The following is a 15,609-nucleotide window of genomic DNA, read 5'->3' on the forward strand; positions in this document are numbered from 1 at the left end:
CCCAAATTCAACATCTACGTTAACACCCCCAACTGAACATACAAGACGAGTAGTAATCCCTCCAGACAGATATGGCACAGCCATTCGCCCTGAGCCTGTCGAAGGGCGAGTGCATTCGTGCTTCGACAAGCTCAGCACGAACGGTATCGAGTATGGGATGATCGTCGTGTTACCTGTGAGACGAGTAGTAAGATGCTCCGAGACCAGCACCGAAAGCTGTTTGCGGCCGATCTTGGCGTTGTACCGGACATCCACCGGGAAGGCGGGGGGGGGAAAGAATTCGGGTGAAGTCTCCGTTTTTTTCGTTTTCCGGACGATGCGAGAGGATTCTATGTCCTCATTCTACATCAATACCGGTTCCATGCACAGACGCCGCATTCAGGAGACGGGCAGAAAATATACATACTGAAATATCAAAGTGAAAGAGCTTCTGAAATTGCGATGTCCGACTCCTCGGCCGTCAGGGGGCGCGGGTAGTTGTACATGACGCCGCCCGGCCGCTCGTTGTAATAGGGGCGGTTGCAGGCGCCGCACCCGGACGTCCGAAAGGCGAGCCCGTCTGAGAGGAGGCGCCTGAGAGCGTGCGGCGGCAGGCCGAAATCGACGAGCAGACCGTCCCTGAAGACGGCCCGGTCGATGGTTACTGATCCGTTGCGTCGCAGCCAACGCCAGGCTTGGAGTCTTCGATACGAGGACGGAGGCGGCGGACTGCCGCTTCCGTTCGTCGGCGTGAAGGCGAACAGGGCGATATCCCCGCCGGCGTCCATCAGCGCGTCCATCCGCCGTATGAACGTTTCCTCGGAATCGCCGAGGCCGGCGATCAGGTGGACCTCGACCCGGCCGGGCCATGCCCTGCACAGGTCCAGCACGGCCGGGTAATCGGCGTCGTGCCGTCGCTTTTTGTGCTGCTGATAGGTGTCGGCGCCGGCCGCGTCGAGACCGATCCCGACGTGGTCGACCCCCTGGCCGAGCAGCCGCGCGGCAAGCGCGGTCTGCGACGGGTGGATGGTCACGCTGAGGGTGAAATGCCGGTCTATAAAATATTTTGAAATATCTATCAGCGACTCTTCCGTGTCGGGGTTCCATCCGGTCTGCATGCAGACGCGCCCGAACGGTCTGGGTTCGCGCGACAGCGCGTCGATGACGGTTTCCGTTGGAAATTCCGGCCAGACGATGCGGGAAAGCCGCTGAGTCTCGAGATTGCCGTTAGCGCGCGGGCAGAAACTGCATGCTCCATGACAACCGGTGTCCCAGAGCAGATATGCGGTCGTCGGCGGCGCGTCCTGGGTGCCGCGCTTGAGGCCGAGCACGAGCGCCGTGCCGTAGCTGACCCTGATCTTTTCCGGATTCATCGGGCCGTCAGGCATACTCGAGCGAGCAGCACTCGGTCTGTTCCTCGACCTGAACGCCGTGCTCCGCGAGAATTCGGACGAATTCGTGCTCGGGCATTACGATGACGCGCGCCCCGGCCACCCAGGCCAGAACATCGAACCGGCGGCGATAGAGCCCGGACGGCCGCATGCAGCCGAGGTGGATCGGGCAGGCAAGCCGCGCGGCCGCGTCCGCGATGATAGCGACGGCTTCGTGAATATCCGGGGCCTGCCTGTCTGCATACGGCGTGTTCTGGGTGGGGCGGAACACGAGAAACGTCAGGGCGGCCGGTGGATTGGCTGCGAGAAAGTCGATCACGTGGGGTTCGCCCGAGATGGCACCGCCGCGAAGGCCCAGCGTCAGATGCGGAACCACCCGGAAATGTCGCGCCAGTTCGAGGTAACAGGCCTCGATCTCGGAAACCGGCCGGGAAAGGCCGTACACTTCTCGAACCGTTTCCGCGTCGCCGGCGAGATCGTAGGAAACCGTGACGGGCCGCCCCTTGAGCGGAAGGAGCGACTCGGCCCCCTGGACGCCGACGTGAAGGTTCAGCCCCGCTTCCGCAGGCATGCGCAGAATCCTGTCGATATGCCCCGAAAGGGGAACGCGGCCGGAGCAGTCGCTTCCTCCGCTGATCAGAAACGAGCGGAACGTTTCGTAATCGCTGCTGTCGAGCGCCGAAAGGGGACGCATCGCCTCGAGATAGTGGCCGTTGCAGTGGGAGCAACGAAGCTCGCATTGCGGGCCCGTGACGGAAACCGCGAGCGTTCGATGCGGCCTCGATCGTCGGAGAAGCAGGGGGCGGTTCGAAGCGGCATTCCAAAGGCGATCGAAGAGGGGGTGATCCTCCGGGGGGAGGAGCGATCCGAGCGCCCGGCGAAGCGCATCGAGCCGTTGACTCATGGATGGAGCCTCAGATCTCGTCTTCGGCCGAAACCCGGATGACTTCCTCGAGAGTCGTCAACCCGCGCAGCACCTTCGCGAGGCCGTCCTGGCGCAACGTGCGCATGCCCTGCTTCATTGCTTCGTTCTTGATGACGCTGGTCGGAGACTTCTCGACGATCAGTTCCTTGATGCGCTCGTTTGGGATGAGCAGTTCGCTGACGGTCGTGCGGCCTTTGTAGCCCGTCTTGTTGCACTGCTCGCAGCCTTCGCCGGAATACACGTGCGTCTTGCCGGCCTGATACAGAAGCTTGCTGTGCTTGATGATGCCGGCGGAGGGAACGAACTCCTTCTTGCAGTTCTCGCAGATGAGTCGGCAGAGACGCTGCGCCATGACGCCGATGATCGAGCTGGCGACGAGGAACGGTTCGGTCCCCATGTCGATGAGTCGAGTCATGGCGCCGGCCGCGTCGTTGGTGTGAAGTGTCGAAAAGACGAGATGGCCGGTCAAGGCCGCCCGGATGGAAATTTCGGCGGTGTCGACGTCGCGTATTTCGCCGACCATGATGACGTCGGGATCCTGCCGGAGGATCGAGCGGAGGCCGCCGGCGAAGCTGAAGCCGGCTTTCGGGTTGATCTGGCCTTGGTTGATGCCGGCGAGCTGATACTCGACCGGATCTTCGATCGTCACGATGTTGATGGCCGGGTCCTTGATCCGCATCAGCGAGGCATACAGGGTCGAGGTCTTGCCGCTTCCGGTGGGGCCGGTCACGAGGATGATGCCGTTGGGCTTGCTCAGCAGCGTCTGGAATTTGATCAGCACGTCGTCGGCGAACCCGAGATCCTCGAGACCGAACAGAACGCGGCTCTTGTCAAGAATACGCATGACTATTTTTTCGCCGCGAAGGGTCGGATAGGTTGAGACGCGGAGGTCGATTTCGCGCCCCTCGTGGTTGAGCTTGATGCGGCCGTCCTGCGGAACGCGCTTCTCGGCGATGTCGAGCTCGGCCATGACCTTGCACCGCGAGATCGTCGCGGCCTCGAGGTTCTTCGGCAGCGCCATGACCTCCTGCAGCATGCCGTCGATGCGGAAGCGCGTGCGCATTACCGTGTCGTCGGGTTCGATATGGATGTCCGACGCCTTTTCTTTGATCGCGCGCATGATAATCAGGTTGACCAGCTGGATGATGTTCGCCTGATCGGCCGCGGAGAGATCGATGACCGCACCCTGGTGGCCGATACCGGGCTTCGCGCCCGTTCCCTGGATCTTCTTGGCGAACTCCTGGAGGCTCGAGCCCGACTTCAGATCGACGCCCGCCGCTGAACCGGCGCCGGTCGCGGGCTGCTGGGCGTCCGTGGCCGGCGAGATGCCGCCGTAGAACTGGTCGAGCGCCTCCTGGATCTCGGTCATGGTCGTGACGAGCGGTTTGATGTCGCAGTTCGTCGTATACTTGAGATTATCGATCAGAAACGAGTCGAGCGGATCGACCATCGCGACGGTGAGCGAACCCTTCACGCGCAGGAGCGCGATGCAGTGATACTTCCGGGCGATGTTCTCGGGGATGATCTTGACGATCTTCGGGTCGATGACGTAGTTGCGGAGGTTTGCGTAACTGAAGTTGAGCTTGCTCCCGAGGAAATCGAGAAGCTGCTGCTCCTTCAGATACTCGAGCCGAAGCAGGGTGAAGCCAAGAGTGTCGCTGGTCCGCTTCTGTTCGGCGAGCGCGGTCTTGAGCTGCTCTTCCGTGATCAGTTTCTCGCTGACGAGCGACTCGCCGAGGAGACGTTTCTCGATACGCGCCATCGAATCGGTACCTCAGATTTCGAGTGTGATGCCCAGGTTCTGCTCGAACTGGCGCTGGGCGTTGAGGACGAAGTCCACGATCACCTTTTCGTGGTCGGGGGAAACGTTGTTGAACGAGATGATGCCCTCGTATGCCTCTTTGCCCACGGCGTCATCGGAGGCCGACGTCGACCTGCGGAGCCTCACGAGGCGCCCCTGGACACCCTGGATGAACTGACTGCCGAGTTGGAAGGCGAAGATGATGTATTTGCCCTGCTCGATATCCTCGGTCGTTTCCATGAGACAACCGCCGGCCGACAGGTTGGTGATGACGCCGCGCATCTCGTAGTCGCCGCTGCTGAGCGTGCCGTCGATGAGTTCGCCCGAGAGCAGCACCTTGAACTTGCAGGGAATGCGCGTCTCGGTGCGCACGAACGCGCGTTTGTTCGCGCCTTCGACCTTGAACTTGAACGGCACGAGGGCGTTCTGGAAAATGTCCGACAGGGTGCGCAACTCGCGGGCCGAACTCGTCGTCTGGTCGACGATGACGGTGCGGCTGAGCGCGGTGCTCGCGACGTTTTGTATCTGTTGCGATATCTGGTCGGTGATCTTGGAGATCGTGTTCACCTTCTGGTACATGACGTCGGACGTCTGGCTCTGCCGGTCGGCCGAGTCGCTGATGTCCTTGATGATGACGTTGAGCTTGAGGGCCGTGTCGACCATGTTACTGAGGCTCGTGTCGACGGCGCTGATCACGTCCATGCCCTCGTACACCTTGTTGGTGTTCGATCGCATCATCTCGGCCGCGTTCTCGGTTTTGACGAGAATGTCGTTGATGAGGGTGTTGATCTTCTTCGACGACTCGGCCGAGCCGCGTGCGAGCTTGCGCACCTCGTCGGCGACGACGGCGAATCCGCGGCCCTGCTCGCCGGCGCGCGCCGCTTCGATGGCGGCGTTCAGGGCGAGGAGATTCGTTTTCTCGGCGATGTTTGCGATCTCGGTCAGGATCGCGCCGATTTGCTTGCCGCGGTCGTTGAGATCGTTCACGAGATTCGCGGAGCCTTCGGTCAGCTCCTTGATGCGCATCATCTTCTCGACCGACTGCTTGACCGAGGTTTGTGTATTCTGCGCTATTTCAGCGACGCCCTGGCTGTCCTCGCGGGCGATGACGAGCTTCGAACTGATGTCCTTGCTGAGGCTGAAACTGCTTTCGAGCGAGGAGATGGTTTCGCGCAGGTTGCTGGCGTTGTCCACGGCGTTCTTGTTGATGCTGTCGACCTTGTCCACGATCTCCTTGATGACGGTCGAACTGATCTGGGCCGTGCGGTCAAGATCGATCGAGGCCTCTTCGAGCCTGAGGGAGATCATCAGCACGCGTTTGAGGATCGAGACGACCACCTTGAACATCTGGTCGAAGATATCGAGTTCACGACTGAGGCCGGTTTTTTTGCTCGAGTAGCTCGCGCGCTGGAGGCCTACTTTCGTCTCGAGCTCGTCAAGAACGAGGTTGATAAGGCCCAGGATGATCTCGCGGCCGAACCAGCCGATCAGCAGACCGGCCCCGACGCCGATTCCGAGGGTGGCGAGAATGAAACTGGTTTTGGCCGATGCGGCGACCTTCCCGATCGCAAGGCCGACGCCCGCGAAGGCGAGACCGGCGATTGCGCCGATGACGAAAGCGAATATCCAGACGTTGCGAAGCGAATCGGAGTTTTTGTTGATGACGATCGAGGAAAGCGCCATCAGCCCTCTCCGTCGGTGCTCGTCTGGGATTCGCGCCGTCGCGCCTCGGTTTTGACAGGCTTCAGCTCGCGCTGGACCTTGTCGAGAATGCCGTTGACGAACTCGCAGCTCCGCTCGGTGGAAAACTTCTTCGCGAGTTCTATAGCTTCGTTGATGGAAACGTTGACCGGGATTTCCGGAAAGTGAAGGAGTTCGCAGGTCGCGAAGCGCAGAATGCAACGGTCGAGGCTAGCCATGCGGTCGAGCGACCAGTTGTCGGCGTAGCGGGAAAGGAGGCCGTCGATGGCCCCCTGATGCTCGAGGGTGCGATCCACGAGGGTGCGCGCGAACTGCTCGATCTCGAGGAGACTGTCGAATTTCTCGAAAGCGCGGCCGCAGAGCGCGCTAAGCTCGTCGGCCAGCCCGGGATACTCCCGGGTGACGGGGAGGAACTCCTTCGCGGCCATCTCCACGGCCTGGCGCGCGCCAGCCTGATCACGCCTCGAGGAGATGAGACGGCCGGCAACGCCGTGGGCGAAGCCCTCGACGTCGCCGGCCGCCGGATCGTTCCCGACGAGACGCACTGCCGTTTCCCGGGCGAAACCTTCGATCGGCACCTGGTAGAGGTCTTCGGCGATCGCGTGCTCGATCGCCTCCCCGGGCGCCTGCTGCACCAGATCGATCTGATACAGCGCCTTCAGAGCGGTTTCCCTGGCTTTACGCCTTCGTGACGGCATGTGCGGCTCTTCGGTCGTTCGCTCAGGCGTGAAGCGCCTTGAGCGGAGTGTGGTTCTGGTCCTTGAGCACCTTCTCGCGCAGCTCGCGATACTTCAGAGACGCGTGGGCGGCGGCGAGGCGGGCGATCGGCACGCGGAACGGGGAGCAGCTGACGTAGTCGAGGCCCTGCTTGAACAGGAACTCGACGGAGGCGGGGTCGCCGCCCTGCTCGCCGCAGATGCCGACCTTCAGCGTGGAGCGGGTCTTGCGGCCGCGTTCGACGCAGATCTGGATGAGCTGGCCGATGCCTTCCTGATCGACGGTCTGGAACGGATCGGCGTCGAGAATGCGCTTCTCGAGGTAGTCGTGCATGAAGCCGCCGATGTCGTCGCGGCTGAAGCCGAAGCCCATCTGGGTCAGGTCGTTGGTGCCGAACGAGAAGAACTCGCAGGTCTTGGCCATGCGATCGCCCAACAGCGCGGCGCGCGGGATCTCGATCATCGTGCCGTAATGGTAGTCGATCTTCTTCAGGCCGCTGCTCTTCAGCACTTCCTCATACACGCGGTCGACGATCTTCTTGGTGTAATCGAGTTCGCGCACGTCGCAGGTGACCGGAACCATGATCTCGGGGTGAACCTTCTTGCCGTCCTTCAGCAGCTCGGCCGAAGCCTCGAAGATCGCCCTGATCTGCATCTCGGAGATCTCGGGATAGGTGACGCCGAGGCGGACGCCGCGGTGACCCATCATCGGGTTGTTCTCGTGGAGGGCTTCACCGCGCTTCTTGATGTCCTCGACCTTGATCTTGAGGCTCTTGGCGAGCTCGGCCATCTTTTCTTCCGACTGCGGAACGAACTCGTGCAGCGGCGGATCGAGCAGGCGGAAGGTCACGGGCAGGCCTTCCATCTCGGCCAGGGTCGCCTTGATGTCCTTCTTCACGAACGGATACAGCTCGTCGAGAGCGGCCTTGCGCTCCTCGAGCGTGTTGGAGAGGATCATCTTGCGGAGCAGGAACAGGGGCTTGTCCGAGCCTTCGCCGTAGAACATGTGCTCGGTGCGGAACAGGCCGATGCCCTCGGCGCCGAACTGGCGGGCGATCTTCGCGTCGGCCGGCGTGTCGGCGTTCGTCCAGACCTGCATCTTGCGATGCTTGTCGACCATCTTCATGAACTTCTGGAAGCGCGGATTCTCGCTGGCGTCCATCATCTTCAGCTCGCCCTCGTAGACGAGGCCGCGGGTGCCGTTCAGGGTGATCAGGTCGCCTTCCTTGAAGGTCTTCTTGGAACCGGTGATTTTGAGCGTCTTGTGCTCGACGTCGGGGTGGAGCATGCCGGCGCCGACGATGCAGCACTTGCCCCAGCCGCGGGCCACGAGAGCCGCGTGCGAGGTCATGCCGCCGCGGGCGGTCAGGATGCCCTGAGCCGCGCGCATGCCTTCGACGTCTTCGGGGTTCGTCTCTTCGCGCACGAGAATGGTCTTCTTGCCCTTCTTGGCCCAGGCGACGGCGTCGGCCGCGGTGAACACGATGTGGCCCGTGGCGCCGCCGGGGCCGGCGGGGAGACCCTTGGCGACCGGTTCGCTCTTCTTCTCGGCGGCCGGGTCAATGATCGGGTGGAGCAGCTCGTCGAGCTGGGCCGGCTTCACGCGCAGGACGGCCATTTCCTCGGTGATGAGCTTCTCTTCGAGCATATCCATCGCCATGTTCAGGGCGGCGGTGCCGGTGCGCTTGCCGCTGCGGCACTGGAGCATGTACAGCTTGCCTTCCTGGATCGTGAACTCGATGTCCTGCATGTCTTTGTAATGCGACTCGAGCTTGTTCCGGATATCGACGAGCTGCTTGTAGGTCGAGGGCATCTCCTCTTCGAGGCTGCGGAGGTGCTTGTTCTGTTCGTTCTTGGTGTCGTTGTTCAGCGGGCTGGGGGTGCGGATGCCGGCGACGACGTCCTCGCCCTGGGCGTTGACCAGCCACTCGCCGTAGAACTTGTTCTCGCCGTTGGCCGGGTTGCGGGTGAACGCCACGCCGGTGGCCGAGGTGTCACCCATGTTGCCGAACACCATGGCCTGGACGGTGACGGCCGTGCCCCACTCGTCCGGGATGCCCTCGATGCGGCGATAGGAGATGGCGCGCTTGCCGTTCCAGCTCTTGAACACGGCGCCGATGCCGCCCCACAGCTGTTCCATGTGGTCGTCCGGGAATTCCTTGCCCAGAACCTTCTTGACGTGGGCGCGGAAATCGCCGGCCAGCTTTTCGAGTTCTTCGGCGGTCAGGTCGGTGTCGGACTTGTAGCCCTTCTTGGCCTTGATCTCGTGGAGCATGTCGTCGAGCTGCTTGCGGATGCCCTTGCCCTCGGCGGGCTCGATGCCTTCAGCCTTCTCCATGACGACGTCGGAATACATCATGATCAGGCGGCGGTAGGCGTCCCAGACGAAGCGCGGATTGTTGGTCTTCTTGATCAGCGCGGGGATCGTCTTGGTCGTCAGACCGACGTTCAGAACGGTTTCCATCATGCCGGGCATCGACTGGCGGGCGCCCGAGCGGCAGGAGAGCAGGAGCGGGTTGGTGGTGTCGCCGAACTTCATTCCCATCGTCTCTTCGATCGCCTTCAGGCCGGTCTTGACCTGCGCGTCGAGATCCTTGGGATACTTGCTGCCGAGCTGGAAATACTCGGTACAGCATTCGGTGGTCACGGTGAAACCGGCCGGGACCGGCAGCCCGATGTGGCACATCTCGGCAAGATTCGCGCCCTTGCCGCCGAGGAGATCCTTCATGTTCTCGCGGCCATCGGCCTTCCCGCCACCGAAAACGTATACGTATTTGTTCATCCCAGGTGCCCTCCTATGATTTCTGACCTGCAGGGGAAAAATCCCCTGCTTGGCGGAAAAGTCTAGCACAGGCCTGGGTTCAATTCAAGAGATCATGATGAAGAATGGCCGGTTCCCGATGGAAAACGTCGCACGGAACCGGTGCCGGGCAACGGGAAGAATGCCTGAAACAGGGGCGGGACCGGGAGAAAATCCGGGCCGGGTCAGCTCGACTGCCGACCCCCGCAAAGTTTTTCGATTTCGGCGATGACGTCGCGCGGATCGAACGGTTTGAGAATGAAACCGTCTGCGCCCGCTTCCAGGGCACATTTGCGGTCCTGCTCGAGGGCGAGGGCCGTGATCATGACGACCGGGATGTTCTTCGAGGCGGGGTCGCTCTTGATCAGTTTGCAGACCTGGTACCCGTCCATTTCAGGCATGGCGATGTCGAGGATGACGAGATCGGGCTGTTCCGCCTTCACCTTCGCGAACGTCTCTTTTGGCGAGACCACTTCGATGCTCTCATACCCGTAGACGTTGAGGATCGTCTTCAGGAGGAGAAGAATCTGCTCCTCGTCGTCTACGATCAGTATGCGTCTGCGGGGGCCGCTGCTTTTCGTCGCGTCCATCATCATCATTTGGCGAACGGTTCTCCGGAGTCTGGCTGGAATTTCAGCTTTTATTGCGTTGTCCGGGGTGCCTTCTGACTACACTATGACCGGATACCGAAAAATCTATCATCGAGGGGTGCCCTTGTCAACCATACATTGACACGTGCATACGGCGATGTTACCATGTTTCGTATGCTGCAGATAGCCGGAAAGCCCCTTTGGAACTGGATTCTTGCGATCAGCCTCGCCGTCGCGGGATTTTTCGCCGGCATGATGCTTTTCAGTCCGCGCCCGAGAACCATCAGCACGATGCGCGTCGAGGCTTGCCTCGAAGCCTATATCAGCCATCGGCATACCGGCGATGCCGCGAAGCTCCGCAGCGAGCTCGCTCGTCTTCACCTGAAACCGGCGGAGTTCGAAAAGATCATCGACCGGTTCATCCATTACCGGATGTCGAAATCCTCACTCGATCAGGCGATGAAGCTGCTCGACGCATTCCGGAGCGGTTACCGGATCGTCCCCGAACGGGTCGAATCCCCGACCGACGCTTCCGAACCCTTCGCTCTCGACGCCGAAATTCTCACCGTGTTCAGGACCCGTCCCGAACTCGTGAAAAAGGCGTTCGAAAGCTGAACCGATGAAACGAGGAGGCTGACTTGCAGAACCTGCCGCGCTTCTTGCAGAAGATCGTCACCCTGGCGTTTTCCTTTCTCGTCTTCATCACGGTTCTCCTGTTGAGCAGCAAACATCGCCAACTGCTGACGAACGTCGGCATGATCCTGATGATCACGGTCGTGTACGTCGAGGTGCTGATGATTCGCGATCATCTCTGGCTGATCGAGGGTAGCCTGAGCGAGGCTCGGCGCTGGCGTGACGCGTTCTTCTCCAAGCAGACGATGCGGCAGCAGCGCCTGAGAAAGCTCATCACCGTCCTCTTCGCGACGGTGATTTTCTCGTGCGTGTTCGTCTATACGAAAAGCGAGAACGAGTTGTTCACCTTTCTCGGCACCGTTCTCATGATCACCGTTCTGTATTTCGAAGTCCTGACGATTCGCGATGAGGTGCTCTCCCTCTCGTCGAGCCTCAAGGCGCACGAGATCGCGGAAGCAGCAAAAAAAGAGGTTGCGCCCCCGGACGAAGCCGTTCGGCCGGGAACGGAGCCCTCCGATTCGCCGCCGCCCGCCCCGCAGGACAACCGCTGAGCGATGCCCCGCCCTTCTTCCTTCGTGAGACGCGTCGGAACTGGGCTTGCCATGCTCGTTCTGTTATCCCCCCTTTCCGGGAACCTCGAAGCGAAAGAGACCGGCCCGGTTTGGCGGCAGATCTCCGGCGTCGCCACCGAAACCGTGTTTCTCCGGCGCGGAAACGGATCAATCCGGATTCCTGACGGCATGCCCACGCTGGCCGCCGGCGACCTGGTTCGGACCAGGCCGTTTCTCCATACGGAGCTTGCTTCCATGACCGAGTTTGTCCGCGCCGGAGCGGGGGACAAGCTGGAACTCTACCCCGGCTCGGTTCTTGCCCTCGGGAGGAACGCGCTGCGACTCGATCTCGGTCGCATGCGGCTCGTCGCCTCGGGCGGCGTCGGTCTGTCGGTCGATATCCGGCGGGGCGTCGTCGAGATGCCCGACGGGGAGCTGCTCCTCGAGACCTCCCCGGCCGGCGACGTAACGCTCGCCCTTCGTCGCGGAACGGGCTGGATCAAGATGGACGATCGCACGATCGGGAAACTCTCGCCGGGAAAACAATACTATATTCCAAAATATGGAACTCCCGAAAAACCCGTCGATGCCGGCCGGATGTGGGAGGCTCCCCCTGTCTTCTGGCGGATGCCGCAACCGCCGGCCCCGTCCCGCCCGGACGTCCCGGACGAGGACGAGACGGCTTCCGAGACCGACGATCTCGCCTCGGGAACGGAGGTGCCCGCCTCCGATACCGGGGACCTCGCGACCCGCACGGACGATCTCGCCCCCGTTGCCTCGCCGACGGCGGATCCGGCGTCGACGGAAGGCGATGTCCCGCCGCTTGCAACCGGTGCGACGCAGGATGTGACGGTTCCCTCGGCCGCGCATCCCGGCGCGGCCGTCGTCTCGACTCCGGTCGAACAGCCCGTTTCCGGAGAATAACGGGACCGGGGGCTTCTTTCGCGACCCTTGTTTGTCTCCCCTTCACAAAGCTCCGACTTCTGCCGATAGGATGTGGCGCCGCCAGATGCGCGGACATGCACCCAGCGGAACATACCGGAGAACTGCCATGATCCTTTTCTGGATTCTATCTGTCGTGACTGTCGGTCTGATCGTGAAGGAGGCTTACCACCATGTTTAGGCGCATCATTTTGTATGCCCTCGTATCGATGTTCTGGGCGACGAGCCTCGCAGGCTGCATGTGACGAACATGACGTTGCCCGAAACGACGAACCGGGTTCCTGAACGGAACCCGGTTCGCTGTATGAGGCGACCGTGTGTGCTTAGTAGCCCTTGGCGCCGCCGGTGGCGGGCGCGTCGCCGCGGATGATGGCGACGGAGGCGCTTGCGCCGATGCGGGTGGCGCCGGCGGCGACCATCTGCTGGGCGGTCTGGGTGTCGCGGATGCCGCCGCTGGCCTTCACGCCCATGGACGGGCCGACGGTCTTGCGCATGAGAGCGATGTCGGCGGCCGTTGCGCCGCCCGAGCTGAAGCCGGTCGATGTTTTCACAAAGTCGGCGCCGGCGGCCTTCGCCAGCTCGCAGCCCTTCACCTTCTCTTCATCGGTCAGAAGAGAGGTTTCGAGGATGACCTTGACGGTGTGGCCGTTGGCGGCCTCGACGACGCGGGCGATGTCGTTCTTGACCAATTCGTAATCCTTCGACTTGAGGGCTCCGACGTTGATGACCATGTCGATCTCGTCGGCGCCGTTCGCGATCGCATCGCGAGTTTCCATCGCCTTGGTGAACGAGGAGGTGGCCCCGAGCGGGAAGCCGACGACGGTGCAGACCATGACGCCGCTGCCGGCGAGCAGCTTCGCGGCGAGGCCGACGTAGGCCGGATTGACGCAGACCGATGCGAACCGCGACTGGCGGGCTTCTTCGCACAGTTTCGTGATCTCGGCGGTCGTGGCGGTGGGCTTGAGCAGGGTGTGGTCGATGTAGCGCGCCAGTTCCGCGGGAGGGACGAGGGCGTCGTGGCCCTTTTCGATGCGGTCGGCGCCGGCGGCGATGACCTGCTTCACCGAGGAGGGGCAGTTGGAGGCGCAGCTTCCGTAGGTGCGGGGGCAGTTGTCGCGGAGGCACGAGCCGGAACCCTGCGCCTGGTCGGCTTTCGCCGGGAGGGGCGAGAAGGCGGGCGTCGACGAGACGGTTCCGGTCGAGCAGGAGCCGCAGCCGCCGGTTCCCGTGCATGTGGCGCACTTGTGCTCGGGCTTCACGACGATGGTGCCGCGGCCGAAGCGAACGCCCATCCCTTCGAGATCGCGTCGGAAGCTGTCGATCTTGCGGGCGATGCCGGACGGGAAGTAGCGCGACGCATCGAGCAGGGATTCGTCCGTCACCGTAACGGGAATCCCTTCGCACAGGGCGTAAGAGATGACCTGGGTCGCGTAGCTGTCGGCGATCAGATTCGCCGCCTTGGAAAGCGTGTTCAGCGAGAGCGACGGGATAACCAGTTCGCTGATGCCGCGGATCGCGTCGCAGGCGTTCATGGTGCGTGAGGTATGCACCTGGACGGAGCCGCCGAGATTTTTGACGCCGACGTTCTCGACCATGTAGTCGGAAACGAGCAGTCGGCCGCCCTGCGGAACGACGGCGCCGATCTGCTGCATCACCTGATCGACGACTTTGAAGTTCGCCGTCACGAGGACCGCGACGCACCCCGACGCCGTGGGTCGGCCCTGCGAGCCCGCCGCCTGGGGCGGGGTGTATGAGCCGCCGCGATTCGAGGACTGGGATTTGAGCTTCAACATCACTTCACGGGCGATCTGTTCTACGATCTGTTCCATGTCAACGTCTCCTGGTCAGCGGGTGGCTTCGGTCGATTTGTCGAAAATGCATGCGTCGTGGAGGTGTATCGCGTCGACGATGCCCACGATCGCGGCATCGGCGGCGGCTTCCTTGATGCCCAGCATCTGCTGGACGGAACTGCCTTCCTTCATGATCATCACGAGTTCGTCTATATCTGAGCCTATAAAATCAATGCACAGCACCTCTGAGCCCTGCGGCTTCAGCCCCATGTCGACGGGCTGGACGAGCAGCAGCGGGTGCGCGTCGAAAACGCGGTTCTTGACGGTCGATACGACCTTTTTGACGACTCTTCCGATCTGCATGGTCAGCGCTCGATCGAGTCTACGATGCCGATGATGGTGGCATCCGACGGGGGGCGCTGCCTGCCGGGGAAGGGGAGGGCGGCTTCGCCGCCGCCGCACAGGAAGACGGTTTCGCCTGCCCCGGCCCCGATCGAGTCTGTCGCGACGAACGGCTTGCCCCTGGGGTTGCCGCTTCCGTCGATGGCTGTGACGATGAGGAGCTTCAGCCCCTCCATCATGTGGTCTTTCTGGGTGCAGACCACGCGCCCGAGAACGCGCCCGAGATACATGCCGACTCCGGTTCCAGTGTGAAATGACGGCCAGCGGCCGGTACGTTGTCCACTCTACCAGAACCCCGACCCCCATGCAATATCCCTCGCGGCGTGACACCGGGTTCATACGTTTGTCTGGTCCCTGGCTGAGCCCGGGGCCTCCTTCCCTCGAGGGTGAACGCCTCGACGCGCGCTCGAACGTACGGGTGGGATTGAATTTCGGGTCGGGGTGGAGCATCATGGAAAGGCATCAATTTTCGAGGAGGCGCGCATGAAGCCGCTGAGTCACCGTTACGACGCCTTCATCTGGGACTGGAACGGCACCCTGATCGACGACGTGAGGGTCTGCGTCGAGATTCTCAACCGCAGTCTCGCGTCGCGGGGATTGCCTCAACTGTCCGCTGAAAAATATCTTGAGATATTTGAATTTCCCGTGATCAATTTCTACCGAAGCGCCGGGTTCGACTTTTCGAGCGAGCCGTTCGAGAAGATCGGCAGAGAGTATATCAATGCCTATGAATCGGCCATGTTCGGCTGCCATCTCCACGAAGGGGCCAGGGATCTGCTCGACCGGCTTCGCTCAGAGGGAAAACAGCAATACGTTCTTTCGGCCCTGTTCGAACGCGATCTGAAACGCATCATCGAGCATTTCGATCTGGCCGGCTACTTCGCGGCGGTTCGCGGCCTCCCGGACCAGTATGCGGCCAGCAAGATCGAGCTGGGAAAACGCCTCGTGCAGGAGTGCGGCGTCGACACGGCCCGAACCCTGATGATCGGCGACACGCTGCACGATCTCGAGACGGCGCGCCAGCTCGGCATCGACTGCGTCCTGGTGGCCGCCGGCCACAATTCGCACGCCCGGCTCGCGACCGGCGGCGTTCCCGTCTATCGCTCTCTCGACGAACTGGAGTTCTGACCGGGGGAGCGTCCGCCCGGAGCGGTCAGGCCCGGACGTCGATCTTCTGTCCCAGCCGCGGCAGGGGAATGCCCCGGTTCTGCTGCGCCGGAACCGGCTTCGGTTCTGCCGGTTGCGCTCGAGCCGGTTGGGCGTCGTTCGGACGTTCGACGGTCGCCGGCGGGACCTCGCGGCGAAGCATCCAGGGCGGCTGGTAGGTCGTGTTCTGTGAGATGCGGTCCATGGGTTTCCCTCACGGCTGAAATGCGTTCCGGACCAAT

Annotated in this window: 15 protein-coding genes; 4 read left to right on the forward strand and 11 right to left on the reverse strand. The window is 62.0% G+C overall.

Annotated elements, in window-relative coordinates; genetic code table 11:
- Window positions 1-413 precede the first annotated feature (413 nt).
- The 7 genes from PLU72_00920 to PLU72_00950 all read right to left on the reverse strand — a co-directional run bounded on the left by PLU72_00920 (window position 414) and on the right by PLU72_00950 (window position 9,912).
- On the reverse strand, window positions 414-1,352 hold the full coding sequence (locus tag PLU72_00920; GenBank protein ID HOT26716.1) for a radical SAM protein: 939 nt from the start codon (window positions 1,350-1,352) through the stop codon (window positions 414-416).
- Between the two features lie 7 nt (window positions 1,353-1,359).
- Window positions 1,360-2,274 carry a radical SAM protein gene (locus tag PLU72_00925; GenBank protein ID HOT26717.1) on the reverse strand — a complete coding sequence of 305 codons (915 nt, stop codon included), beginning with the start codon at window positions 2,272-2,274 and terminating at the stop codon, window positions 1,360-1,362.
- A gap of 10 nt (window positions 2,275-2,284) precedes the next feature.
- Window positions 2,285-4,057, reverse strand: a complete 1,773-nt coding sequence (locus tag PLU72_00930; GenBank protein ID HOT26718.1) for an ATPase, T2SS/T4P/T4SS family — start codon at window positions 4,055-4,057, stop codon at window positions 2,285-2,287.
- Between the two features lie 12 nt (window positions 4,058-4,069).
- The gene (locus PLU72_00935; protein HOT26719.1) at window positions 4,070-5,779 is read right to left on the reverse strand and encodes a methyl-accepting chemotaxis protein; all 1,710 of its coding nucleotides are present in this window, start codon (window positions 5,777-5,779) and stop codon (window positions 4,070-4,072) included.
- On the reverse strand, window positions 5,779-6,495 hold the full coding sequence (gene nusB / locus PLU72_00940; protein ID HOT26720.1) for a transcription antitermination factor NusB: 717 nt from the start codon (window positions 6,493-6,495) through the stop codon (window positions 5,779-5,781). Before nusB ends, PLU72_00935 begins: the two co-directional genes overlap by 1 nt.
- 22 nt (window positions 6,496-6,517) lie before the next feature.
- Window positions 6,518-9,295 carry a pyruvate, phosphate dikinase gene (ppdK, locus tag PLU72_00945; GenBank protein HOT26721.1) on the reverse strand — a complete coding sequence of 926 codons (2,778 nt, stop codon included), beginning with the start codon at window positions 9,293-9,295 and terminating at the stop codon, window positions 6,518-6,520.
- A 203-nt stretch (window positions 9,296-9,498) separates the two neighbouring features.
- Window positions 9,499-9,912, reverse strand: a complete 414-nt coding sequence (locus PLU72_00950) for a response regulator (GenBank protein HOT26722.1) — start codon at window positions 9,910-9,912, stop codon at window positions 9,499-9,501.
- 156 nt (window positions 9,913-10,068) lie between these two features.
- Here PLU72_00950 and PLU72_00955 point away from each other — a divergent pair, with 156 nt between their 5' ends.
- Genes PLU72_00955 through PLU72_00965 form a run of 3 tightly spaced genes read left to right on the forward strand, consistent with a single transcriptional unit; the run spans window position 10,069 to window position 12,011 of the window.
- Window positions 10,069-10,518: a hypothetical protein gene (locus PLU72_00955; GenBank protein HOT26723.1), complete on the forward strand. Its 450-nt coding sequence runs from the start codon at window positions 10,069-10,071 to the stop codon at window positions 10,516-10,518.
- Window positions 10,519-10,541: 23 nt separating this feature from the next.
- The gene (locus PLU72_00960; GenBank protein HOT26724.1) at window positions 10,542-11,087 is read left to right on the forward strand and encodes a hypothetical protein; all 546 of its coding nucleotides are present in this window, start codon (window positions 10,542-10,544) and stop codon (window positions 11,085-11,087) included.
- A gap of 51 nt (window positions 11,088-11,138) precedes the next feature.
- The gene (locus PLU72_00965; GenBank protein HOT26725.1) at window positions 11,139-12,011 is read left to right on the forward strand and encodes a hypothetical protein; all 873 of its coding nucleotides are present in this window, start codon (window positions 11,139-11,141) and stop codon (window positions 12,009-12,011) included.
- Window positions 12,012-12,352: 341 nt separating this feature from the next.
- Here the strand turns inward: PLU72_00965 and deoC are convergent, their stop codons facing one another.
- From deoC to PLU72_00980, 3 genes are all read right to left on the reverse strand, one after another.
- Window positions 12,353-13,021 (reverse strand): deoxyribose-phosphate aldolase, encoded by a 669-nt coding sequence (gene deoC, locus PLU72_00970; protein HOT26726.1) that lies wholly within the window; start codon window positions 13,019-13,021, stop codon window positions 12,353-12,355.
- Between the two features lie 852 nt (window positions 13,022-13,873).
- Entirely contained in the window at window positions 13,874-14,182 is a 309-nt protein-coding gene (locus PLU72_00975) for a EutN/CcmL family microcompartment protein (protein ID HOT26727.1), read from the reverse strand.
- Window positions 14,183-14,184: 2 nt separating this feature from the next.
- Entirely contained in the window at window positions 14,185-14,451 is a 267-nt protein-coding gene (locus PLU72_00980) for a EutN/CcmL family microcompartment protein (GenBank protein HOT26728.1), read from the reverse strand.
- 253 nt (window positions 14,452-14,704) lie between these two features.
- Here PLU72_00980 and PLU72_00985 point away from each other — a divergent pair, with 253 nt between their 5' ends.
- Window positions 14,705-15,349: an HAD family hydrolase gene (locus tag PLU72_00985; protein ID HOT26729.1), complete on the forward strand. Its 645-nt coding sequence runs from the start codon at window positions 14,705-14,707 to the stop codon at window positions 15,347-15,349.
- Window positions 15,350-15,374: 25 nt separating this feature from the next.
- Here PLU72_00985 and PLU72_00990 read toward each other — a convergent pair whose 3' ends face one another.
- Window positions 15,375-15,572 (reverse strand): hypothetical protein, encoded by a 198-nt coding sequence (locus PLU72_00990; GenBank protein ID HOT26730.1) that lies wholly within the window; start codon window positions 15,570-15,572, stop codon window positions 15,375-15,377.
- Window positions 15,573-15,609: the final 37 nt, after the last annotated feature.

It is taken from the genome of Candidatus Ozemobacteraceae bacterium, assembly GCA_035373905.1.
Lineage (GTDB): Bacteria > Muiribacteriota > Ozemobacteria > Ozemobacterales > Ozemobacteraceae > MWAR01.